Source organism: uncultured Methanobrevibacter sp. (genome assembly GCF_937898925.1).
Classification (GTDB): Archaea; Methanobacteriota; Methanobacteria; order Methanobacteriales; family Methanobacteriaceae; genus Methanobrevibacter.
In genome coordinates this window covers 1-9,761 of the sequence record NZ_CALDKF010000099.1, presented here as the reverse complement: position 1 = coordinate 9,761, position 9,761 = coordinate 1, and the positions used below count along the sequence as shown (strand labels likewise).

The following is a 9,761-nucleotide window of genomic DNA, read 5'->3' as shown; positions in this document are numbered from 1 at the left end:
TCTGTCTTTCATCAGCTTATCCATAGCCTCTTGAATGATTTTTTCAGTTCTTGTATCAACTGAGGATGTTGCTTCATCCAAAATCAGTATTTGCTTGTTTGAGAGAATGGTTCTTGCAATTGTCAAGAGCTGCTTTTGACCATGGGAGATATTGTCTGCATCTTCGTTAAGCTCACTTTCGTATCCTTCAGGGATTTGCCTAATGAAATGGTCTGCATGAGCCTCTTTTGAAGCGTTTATGACTTCCTCTTCACTTGCATCCAATTTACCATAACGTATATTGTTGTATATGGTATCATTGAAAAGCCAAGTGTCCTGAAGCACCATTCCTACAAGGGACCTTACGCTATGCTTATCATAATTATTGATGTTTACGCCATCAATTTTAATTTCTCCACTGTTTAGGTCATAGAATCTCATAAGCAATTTGACGATGGTTGTCTTTCCTGCTCCAGTTTCACCTACAATAGCTATTTTCTCTCCCTTTTTCACATTAAATGAGAGGTCTTTTATCACCAAGTCGTCTTCACTGTAACCGAAGTTTACGTTTTCAAAGCTTATTCCCTCATTCATTTCCATGATCTGCTCTTTGGATGGGTTTTCCTCAATGTCTATTTCAAGGAATTCAAATATTCTTTCGCTTGCTGCCATTGCAGTCTGTATCATGTTCATGATTCTTGTTATCTGTTCAATAGGGGTTGTGAAGTTTTTGGAGTATTGGATAAATGCCAAGATGTCTCCTACACTTATTGCCCTTTGAAGCACAAGGACTGCTCCGAGAACTGATATGATTACATATTGGAGATTTGAAATGAAATGCACTAAAGGTCCGGATAGGCTTGAGAAGAACTTGGATTTCCATTCCTGTTCATACCACCTTTCATTTTCCTCTTCAAAGATTCTCATGGATTCCTCTTCCTGATTGAATGAACGGATGATCTCATGTCCTGTAAATGATTCCTCGATTTGCCCATTTAAGTTTCCTCTGTATCTCAATTGCTTCAAGTAGTAATCCTGTGAGTATTTGGTTACATAGGTTATGATTAAGAATGCAATTGGAACCAACACTATTGTAGTGAGTGTCAACCATAGGTTAATGGAGAGCATCATCACTGTAACCCCAATTATTGTAATGATACCGGTTAATAATTGGTTAAATGTCTGGACAATTCCTGTCTGCAATGAATCCACATCGTTTGTAATCCTTGATAAAATGTCTCCTCTGGTATTTCTGTCAAGATCTCCCATTGCCAAGTGGGTGACCTTTTCAATAAGATCCTTTCTTAGATTATAGCTTATGTCTGTTGTGATATCAAGCAGCAGATAACTTTGAAGATATGAGAAGACTGCACTTATGAGATATAGGATCACTATTGCACCGAGCAAATTGAGGATGTAATCCAAATTCATGTTTCCAGAGTTTATACCATCGAATATTGCAGTTGTAGCGAATCCTATCAGTAGAGGGCTTATCACTGAAAACACTGTTGATATGATTCCACAGATAACTGTCAAGCTTAGCTTCAATTTATATCCTGTCAAGAGAGAGAATATGTTTTTTATTGATTGCTTAGCGTTTGCCGGCTTTTCAGGAGGTGCTCTTCGTGGTTTTCTTGCCATATCATTTACCTCCTGCAGTCTTTTTAATGTAGCTTGTATCTAAAATGTAATTATTGGATTCCCCATCATCATATAGTATGTCCTTGGAACGTTCTATCTGTGAGGATACAATTTCCCTATAGATACTGCAGTTTTCATTTAAGTAATCATGGCTACCCTTATCGATTATCTCACCTTCATCAAGCACGATTATTTCATCTGCATCCATGATTGTTGAAATTCTCTGTGATACAATAAGCATTGATGAGTTCTCTTTCAGGGCCTTTAGGTTTTCCTTCACTTTTGCTTCGGTGTTCATGTCGAGTGCTGAAAAGCAGTCGTCAAATAGGTAGAAGTCACGTTCAGCTATTATTGACCTTGCAAGCTGTAGACGTTGCTTTTGGCCTCCTGAATAATTGGATGCCCCTTGTGAAACTCCATCCTCCAAGCTTTCTATAAAGTCCACTTCTGCCATTTTCAATGCCTTTTCAATCTCCTCATCACTTGCCCCCTCTTTTCCTATTTGCATATTTGACCTTATTGTTCCTTCAAAAAGGATTGCCTTTTGAGGGGCATAGGAGATCCTTTCCCTAAGGGTTGTTAACTTATAGTCCTTGATATTATTGTCATTGACCAAGATTTCTCCACCTGTAACGTCCTGAAGGCGAGGAATCAAGTTCAGTATTGTGGATTTTCCACTTCCAGTACCTCCAATTATTGCAGTGGTTTTACCTTTTTCCAATTTGAAGTTGATGTCTTTCAATGTTTTCTTTTCACTTCCAGGATAGCTATAGCTCACATCTTTAAATTCAATAGTAGGATTGTCATCAATTTTCTCAATCGGTCCATCGCTAATTGATATTTCTGTATTTATCACTTCAGCGACACGTCTTCCAGATACTAGAATCCTTGGAATCATGACAAGGAATCCTCCCATCATAAGGAATGCCATTACAATCTGTGTAGCATATTGGATAAATGCTATGATTGTTCCAGTCAATATTTCTCCTCTGATTGCATCATATGCTCCAAAGTATAGGATAAGAACTATCATCAAGTTCAAGAGCAATGTCATTGCAGGCATTAAAACCAGGAGAATTCTAAATACTTTCAAGTTCACTGATCTGAAGTCCTCATTTGTCCCATCAAACCTTTTCTCTTCGTAATCCTGTCTTACGAATGCTTTGATGACAGGTATTCCCATCAGTATTTCCCTTGATGTCTGGTTGATCTTATCAGTCAATTCCTGCATTACTGTGAAGTAAGGCACAGTTCTTATGAATATTATGAGGAATGGTATGATTGCTGCTGCAAATGTCACTCCAATGATCCATAAGAGATTGGTTCCAAGTTCCAATGCCTTAAGTATGCTTCCTATTCCCAATATAGGTGAAAAGAGAATTGTTGTAAAGAAGAGCCCTAAAAAGATCTGTATTTGGTGCACATCGTTTGTATTACGTGTAATGAGGGATGCTCTTGATATCTTGTTCAGTTCAAAATTTGAAAATTTCAATATCTTGTCATAACTTATTTTTCTCAAATCCCTTCCATAGGCTGCTGATACCTTACTTGCAAAGTATGATAGGCCTATTGTAGCCAAAACCCCTACCAGAACCATTGCCATCATCTGGGTTCCTATGCTTATTATGTAGTTGAAATCTGTGTTCTGTATACCGATATCTACGATGTCTGCAGTGTATTTAGGTAGAGTCAGGTTACAGTAAACGTCAATCAGCAGAAATGCAATAATGAGAAATAGGGGAATTATGCTCTTTTTTAATGGACTGAGCAATTTTCCTATAGTCTTTATTTTTCCAGTTAAATTCATGATTTTCCTACTTTTGTTTTTTTAAGCTATAATTTTAAAGGCAAATATTTTAATTCTTAATTTCTTAAAGGTACCTTTAAATTATTTTCTATAGGTACCTTTAGGTTTTATTATATATAAATATAATGATATTAATTTTCACATGCTCTTTCTTTTCTTTTAATAGCAAGTTGAAACCAATATTCTAGTGTTCATATGGTTACTCTTTTTTAATTTACAATATTAAATTTGAATCATTTTATTTGGTTTATTTGATTATTGAATTAATGATTGGTGTTTAATATGGATTTTAAAAAAGAAAAGTACATAAAAATTATACTATACATTATATCACGTTGCACACATAAGGAAAATCTTGGAAAAACGGTTATTTCTGTTCTGCTCTATTTCATTGACTTCAACTATTATGAATTATATGGTGAATCATTAACCAATGAGATTTATATGAAGTCAAGAATTGGGGTAGTTCCTAAGCATTTCAATGAGAATATGAATCAGCTGATAAGGTCTCATAATCTCTATTATAGGCAAGAGGTCTACTATTATTACCTAATCAAAAGATATTACCTAAGACAGATTCCCTTGTTTAACTTCAGCAAGGAGGAACTGGAGATAATTGATCATGTAATTTATGAGTTAAGTGATTTCAGCGCTACGGATCTGTTGATTTATCAAAGAGGGGATATGCCATATAAATTATCTAATCTTGACTGTGAATTGGATTATAATCATGTGTTCTATAGGGATGAGCTTTATTCTGTTCGCAAGTATTGATTAATGGATTATTATCTCATTGTCTCTTGTATTATTTCCCTTAAACAAATATAGAAAACTTTAAATGTAACTATAATCATTATAATTATTAAATAAAATATTCAAGTTATACTAGGGGGAATTTTATGTATGGTTTATGTCCTGCTTGCGGAAGTGAATTAGACGACGAAGGAAACTGTTGGGTTTGTGGATATATGGCTCATTTTGGAAGTCCCGATGATTATGACTATGATGATTTCAATGATGAATACTTGCCTTGAAGGAGTTTATTTATTTAGGTGATTATTATGCTTATTTGTCCGATTTGCGGTTTTCCATTGGATAGTGACGGTCGTTGCTGGAACTGTGGATATTGGATGAGAACTCATCCATTGGATCCTTTTGCACCAGGTTCTGTTTATAATGGTGGCAGTAGTGATGACTAATTAACAATTTATTTATTTCTCTTCTTATTTTATTTTTATTTTATTTCTATTTTTATTTCATTTTTAGTTTATTTTTACTTTATTTCTATTTTTATTTTAATTATCTACGTAATTTCAGTTCAATGTTTCTTCTTTCACCACACTCATTTAATGCTTTTTTCATAAAGTCAGATTTATCATTTAAGTTCATGTTTACAGTTTGTTCATCCGCTTCTTTTAGTATGATTTCTAAATCATCTAATTCAAGCAAATTAACTGCTAAGCAAAAGAATACATCTCTACGGCCTGTATCATACTCTGCTAAAAGCCTATTAAGAATTTCTTTTTTTAGCATCTGTTCTTTTCTGTAATTCTCTATTCCTATTCTTTTTGCTTTTTCCATATCTTTCTTTTGATTTCTATGTGTAATTAGAGAATCATGCAAGTCAACTCCATCATACTTTTCACAAGGGTACTCTTCACATTCAAAGCAGTAATCAATGTTTCCATGTTCAATGCTGCAAGGTGCAAAATTGCAAACTTTATAGCAGGAACTGCCTTCACGGCAACCTGTGCATCCTCCTCTAATAAGCATAGGGCATAAACTGCAGTTCAATCCGCATAAGGATAAGCATAAGTCATTTCTTTTAAATTTTTTGGTTGTCATATTAATCGTTATTTTTATAGATTTTTCTTTTTTAAGATTCCATTTTTCTATTTTTATAAAATTATATTGGCTGTTTATATTAATTAATTTTATTTATAACTATTGACAGAAATATAAAGTGATTAATTATTTTAAGAAATAATATTAAAATTAAAAATTTTTAAAGTGATAAAATGAAAGCATTAGTTTTACTTGGATGTCCTGAAGCTCCTTCACAAACTCCTATTGGATTGTATGCTTCATATAAATTGAATCAAATGGGATATGATGTTACTGTATCAAGCAATCCTGCAGCAGGAAAGATATTGGATATTTCAGATCCTGAAGGGGTTTACGTTAAAAAAAGAGTAGATATTGAAAAGTGTTTGGATGAAATCGAAGAGGGAGATTATGACTTATTGGTAGGTTGCGTTCACAAGGATGCAGCAGCTACTTTCTTCATAACCTATTATCATATATTGAAATGCAAGGCGCTTGCAATTGTATTCTCAAGAGATGGGGATGAAGTTGCAGAATTTGCAGACATGGTAGAATCCTCTACTGATGCAGATATCATTGCTGTAAGAGCATTCCATAATCCAAATCCAATTAAGGTTAGATTTGACAAATACTTGAAAACTTTAGAAGAATAATTATTATTTTAATAGAATTTATCAATTATTATTTAATGATGGTGATTTAGATGTCTTTCTGTTTAGAAACATATTTGCAACAAAATGATGATTATGAAATACTTGTACAACGTTCTGGAGTTAAACAATGTTACAAGCTTATTGAAGAAAACTCCAAAGAGCTTATTCATGTAAACCCTGGTGATAAGGTATTGGGAGCAAGATTGATTGGACTTCCACCTATACCTGTGGGAATCAATGAAGATGAAGGTGCCATATTGATTACTTATACAAAACCTTGCCACGGAACTGCAGCTATTAAGATTCCAATTAGTCCAGAAGAGATTGAAAGCGTTAGGGCAATGGATATTGGCACTGATTAGACCTGTAAATGAAAACATAAATTTTGGTGATTATTTGATTACAACTGTTGTAGGTAGTTTTGGGATTGATTTGAAGGAACCTGAAACTCTTGGTGAAAAGATAAAGTCTTCAATTGGATTGTATGATCCTTATAAGATAGCTATTGAAGAGGCAGTCAAGTTGCAATTGGACTGTGGAATAGACATTATAGGAGACGGTCAGCCAAGAGGGGATATGGTAGGCTCCTTTGTAAAGCATATTCCAGGATTCTCATATGAAATGAATTCTTCAGTTATTGTATCCAAGATAAGGGCCCCTCAAGTTGATATAATGATTAAGGACTTGAAATTTGCTCTAAATGTTCTTAAAAGAGAGATTAAGGATAGGGGCATGAGTGAGGATGAGGCAAGCAAAAAGGGAGTCAAGCTTATGTTGACAGGACCTTCCACTATTGTCCACTCTTCAAGATTAGAATCATTTTACAAGGAGAGAAATCCTGCTATCATTGACTGTGCTCATGCATTAAGACGTGAAGTGGAGTCAGCAGAGAAGGCTGGAGCAAAATATGTTCAAATCGATGAGCCATTCTTATCTACTGGCATGGTTGACTTGAAGGTTGCAAAAGAAGCGATAGGAATCCTTACCGATGGCATTGAAATGCCTATGGGGATGCATGTCTGCGGTAATCTTGATGGATGCTTTAAGGAAATAGCAAAGTTCCCTATTGATATATTGGATTGTGAATTTGCAGGAAACAATGTGAATATTGGTGTTCTTGAAGCAAATGCCGATTTGCTTAAGGGCAAAAAATTAGGATTCGGTTGTGTTGATTCAGCAGTTAATGCTGTTGATGACAAAGAGGAAGTTAAAGCCTTGGTTGAAAGGGGAATTAGAGCAGTAGGTAAGGAAAACATGCTCCTTGATCCTGATTGCGGCCTTAGAAAAGTAGATATTCCAATTGCAAAAGAAAAGCTAAGAATCCTCTCTGATTTGGCTAAAGAGTTTAATTAACTCTTTTTTTTACTTTTTTTATAATTTTCATTGATTTGTTATTAGGTGTCATTCATGAAAGCAACAGAATTATTGGAAAAAATAAGAGAAAATCTAAAGGATTACCCTATAGACTATTTAAAGAGAAAAGCGACAGATGACAGATATCCCGATAGCATTACAAAACGATTAGCGATTTATAACTCTTCAATTTATGATGAGATATACGAAAAGGATATTGAAGATGACTATGAAATAAAAGATGCTGTAATCAAGAATATAGAAGATGATGTAAACTATTATTTCAGCGTTTATGATCCAGGAGACATTGAAACAAGGGATTTCACAAGAGAACTTTCTCTTTATCTGGTTTTAATAGCTAAAAAGCCACTGCATCCTTTTGGTGATAATCCTGCAAAGGATGATGTCTTTTTGGAAAACGGTGAATACAAATGCAAGAACCGGATTATCCACATTAAGGATGAAAGGTCATTATGTCGTTATTGCGTTTGCAAAAATGCAGGTTATTCCTTTGGATTTATATAAATTATATATTTAAGTCATTAAGGAAAATATATTTCATCATTTTTTAATTTTTTTTTAATAAAAAATGCATTTTAAAAATGATTGAGTGATTTCATGATTATAAATGAGGAAATGTATAAGGAATTTTCAAATGTTGTTATTGGAGAGGATAGCATATCCAATGATGCTCTTTTACAGGTATTAAAGGATTATGCAGGAACAGTATCTGTATTTGACTTGATGGAAATCAATGCAGAACTGATTGAGGAAAGCAAATATGTTCAAGACAGCTATAAAAAGAAAAGTCATGGAATATATGCAAAATACTTTTTAGCTCGCTTAAAGGAAGTAAGGAGCAATAACAATCACTATACTCATAAAATCGATAAGGATGAGTTTATAGATGCAGTGGCAACATTGCAATCCTATGAGAATTCGGAGTCATTGAGTCATAAAACAAAATTTCCTTTGGTTTATGCTATCATATCACTATACACTACTTTTATTCTTGAAGAGCCTATTCATCCTGTGGGGACTCCATTTCCTGGTTCATTGTATGTAGAGGAAATAAATGGGAAGTATTATTGTCCTGTAAAGGATGCAAATGTTGATTCTCCTAATGCAGTCTGTAAGATGTGCATTGCAGAACAATTGGATTTTTAAGAAAATATAATTTTAATTTAAAATAAGAAAATAGTAGTTTAAATAAAAATAGAAAAAAATTGTAAAAAAATAAAGAATAAAAAAAGAAAATATAAAAGACCAACTATAAGTCATCTGTGTAAATGATAGGTTTGATCAAGTCTTTTGGTTTTTCATCCATAAGTTTGAAAGCTTCTTCGATTTTTTCAAATCCATGGAATTCATAATTGAATGTTTTTCCTGGGTGGATCCTATCGTTTTGAATCAATTTCAATAGTTTTTCAGCTCTTACAGCTCCACCAGGACAGAAACCTCCTCTGATATTGATGTCTGCCATTCCAAGACCGGTTAAGAAGGTTGGCACTGTAAATGTATCTTCAATATCATAGAAATTGATGGTTCCAATGTATCCATTACTTTTTACCAATTGAAGCGCTTCATTGAAAGTGCTTGAATTACCACCTGCAATGATTACACAGTCTACTTTTTCCCCATTCTTTTCTAGGATTTGCTCTACTGTGTTTCCATTTTTATAGCTGATGATTTCACTTGCACCATATTCCAATGCAAGTTCAGCACAGTTTGGTCTGCTTCCAGTAGCATATATCTTACCTGCACCTCTTAATTTTGCACCAGCAACTGCCATCAATCCTACAGGCCCTATACCGAATACGACAACTGTATCCCCAAAGTTTACATTTGCCATTTCCACTCCATAGAAACCTGTGGACATCATGTCGGTGATCATTAATGCATCTGCAACATCCACATCATCTGGAAGCAATACTAAGTTTGCATCAGCATAGTTGACAGAGAACTTTTCTGCAAATACTCCATCTTTGATTGATAAGAACTTGAAACTGGTCATTGTGTCAATGTCGTGAGCATTATTGCCTCCTTTTACTTGCACTCCTTTTTCAGACCAATCAGGAGTGGTACATGGGACAATAACCTTGTCACCAGGTTTGAATTTTGTTACCAATTCTCCAACTTCAAGAACTTCAGCTACTGCTTCATGTCCTAAGATTCTGTTTTCTGCTGGACCTGATCCTCCATGCAAAAAGTGAGTGTCAGAAGAACAAGGAGCTACTGCAATAGGTTTACATATAGCGTCTAAAGGGCCTGCAACAGGTTCATCAACTTCCATCCAACCGGATTCATCTACTTTTATCATACCAAATCCTTTCATAATAAAACTTCCTTTTTTAAATTAAATTGTGATTAATGATATATTTGATGGGATATATAAAATTTGCTTAATGAATTGAATATTATTTAAATTTACATATACATTATTAAATAATTTTTAATAATTAATCATTTTTTTGAATACTTAACAGTTTTAAGTATAATTTTAT

At 34.1% G+C, this 9,761-nt stretch carries 12 protein-coding genes; 8 read left to right on the top strand and 4 right to left on the bottom strand.

Going from position 1 to position 9,761, the window contains the following annotated elements; genetic code table 11:
- Both Q0409_RS07870 and Q0409_RS07865 read right to left on the bottom strand, forming a co-directional pair.
- On the bottom strand, positions 1-1,620 hold a 1,620-nt coding region (locus Q0409_RS07870; protein WP_298536760.1), incomplete at its 3' end, for an ABC transporter ATP-binding protein.
- Between the two features lies 1 nt (position 1,621).
- On the bottom strand, positions 1,622-3,427 hold the full coding sequence (locus tag Q0409_RS07865) for an ABC transporter ATP-binding protein (RefSeq protein WP_298536758.1): 1,806 nt from the start codon (positions 3,425-3,427) through the stop codon (positions 1,622-1,624).
- 282 nt (positions 3,428-3,709) lie between these two features.
- On the opposite strand from Q0409_RS07865, the gene Q0409_RS07860 reads away from it, so the two are divergent.
- From Q0409_RS07860 to Q0409_RS07850, 3 genes are all read left to right on the top strand, one after another.
- Positions 3,710-4,201 carry a Panacea domain-containing protein gene (locus Q0409_RS07860; RefSeq protein WP_298536757.1) on the top strand — a complete coding sequence of 164 codons (492 nt, stop codon included), beginning with the start codon at positions 3,710-3,712 and terminating at the stop codon, positions 4,199-4,201.
- Between the two features lie 125 nt (positions 4,202-4,326).
- Positions 4,327-4,461, top strand: coding sequence for a hypothetical protein (locus Q0409_RS07855; protein ID WP_292788714.1), 135 nt, complete (start codon positions 4,327-4,329; stop codon positions 4,459-4,461).
- A 27-nt stretch (positions 4,462-4,488) separates the two neighbouring features.
- On the top strand, positions 4,489-4,626 hold the full coding sequence (locus Q0409_RS07850) for a hypothetical protein (RefSeq protein WP_298536754.1): 138 nt from the start codon (positions 4,489-4,491) through the stop codon (positions 4,624-4,626).
- A 100-nt stretch (positions 4,627-4,726) separates the two neighbouring features.
- Here Q0409_RS07850 and Q0409_RS07845 read toward each other — a convergent pair whose 3' ends face one another.
- Complete coding sequence (locus Q0409_RS07845) at positions 4,727-5,272, bottom strand: DUF3795 domain-containing protein (protein ID WP_298536751.1); 546 nt, start codon at positions 5,270-5,272, stop codon at positions 4,727-4,729.
- A gap of 173 nt (positions 5,273-5,445) precedes the next feature.
- Here Q0409_RS07845 and Q0409_RS07840 point away from each other — a divergent pair, with 173 nt between their 5' ends.
- The 5 genes from Q0409_RS07840 (at position 5,446) to Q0409_RS07820 (ending at position 8,424) form a co-directional block, all read left to right on the top strand.
- Positions 5,446-5,904, top strand: coding sequence for a DUF1890 domain-containing protein (locus tag Q0409_RS07840; RefSeq protein WP_298536750.1), 459 nt, complete (start codon positions 5,446-5,448; stop codon positions 5,902-5,904).
- 50 nt (positions 5,905-5,954) lie between these two features.
- Positions 5,955-6,266, top strand: a complete 312-nt coding sequence (locus tag Q0409_RS07835; protein WP_295606885.1) for a DUF1894 domain-containing protein — start codon at positions 5,955-5,957, stop codon at positions 6,264-6,266.
- Positions 6,253-7,257 (top strand): methionine synthase, encoded by a 1,005-nt coding sequence (locus Q0409_RS07830; RefSeq protein ID WP_298536748.1) that lies wholly within the window; start codon positions 6,253-6,255, stop codon positions 7,255-7,257. The genes Q0409_RS07835 and Q0409_RS07830 overlap by 14 nt, the downstream gene beginning before the upstream one ends.
- Positions 7,258-7,311: 54 nt before the next feature.
- Positions 7,312-7,782 carry a DUF2115 family protein gene (locus Q0409_RS07825; RefSeq protein ID WP_298536747.1) on the top strand — a complete coding sequence of 157 codons (471 nt, stop codon included), beginning with the start codon at positions 7,312-7,314 and terminating at the stop codon, positions 7,780-7,782.
- Positions 7,783-7,875: 93 nt separating this feature from the next.
- Positions 7,876-8,424, top strand: coding sequence for a DUF2115 domain-containing protein (locus Q0409_RS07820; protein ID WP_298536745.1), 549 nt, complete (start codon positions 7,876-7,878; stop codon positions 8,422-8,424).
- Between the two features lie 103 nt (positions 8,425-8,527).
- Here the strand turns inward: Q0409_RS07820 and Q0409_RS07815 are convergent, their stop codons facing one another.
- Positions 8,528-9,592, bottom strand: a complete 1,065-nt coding sequence (locus Q0409_RS07815) for a zinc-binding dehydrogenase (protein WP_298536743.1) — start codon at positions 9,590-9,592, stop codon at positions 8,528-8,530.
- Between the last annotated feature and the right edge of the window lie 169 nt (positions 9,593-9,761).

Bases quoted from the DNA above. Each gene is read 5' to 3' on its own strand.
- Q0409_RS07865 (WP_298536758.1), bottom strand. From the start codon at position 3,427: ATGAATTTAACTGGAAAAATAAAGACTATAGGAAAATTGCTCAGTCCA.
- Q0409_RS07860 (WP_298536757.1), top strand. From the start codon at position 3,710: ATGGATTTTAAAAAAGAAAAGTACATAAAAATTATACTATACATTATA.
- Q0409_RS07855 (WP_292788714.1), top strand. From the start codon at position 4,327: ATGTATGGTTTATGTCCTGCTTGCGGAAGTGAATTAGACGACGAAGGA.
- Q0409_RS07850 (WP_298536754.1), top strand. From the start codon at position 4,489: ATGCTTATTTGTCCGATTTGCGGTTTTCCATTGGATAGTGACGGTCGT.
- Q0409_RS07845 (WP_298536751.1), bottom strand. From the start codon at position 5,272: ATGACAACCAAAAAATTTAAAAGAAATGACTTATGCTTATCCTTATGC.
- Q0409_RS07840 (WP_298536750.1), top strand. From the start codon at position 5,446: ATGAAAGCATTAGTTTTACTTGGATGTCCTGAAGCTCCTTCACAAACT.
- Q0409_RS07835 (WP_295606885.1), top strand. From the start codon at position 5,955: ATGTCTTTCTGTTTAGAAACATATTTGCAACAAAATGATGATTATGAA.
- Q0409_RS07825 (WP_298536747.1), top strand. From the start codon at position 7,312: ATGAAAGCAACAGAATTATTGGAAAAAATAAGAGAAAATCTAAAGGAT.
- Q0409_RS07820 (WP_298536745.1), top strand. From the start codon at position 7,876: ATGATTATAAATGAGGAAATGTATAAGGAATTTTCAAATGTTGTTATT.
- Q0409_RS07815 (WP_298536743.1), bottom strand. From the start codon at position 9,592: ATGAAAGGATTTGGTATGATAAAAGTAGATGAATCCGGTTGGATGGAA.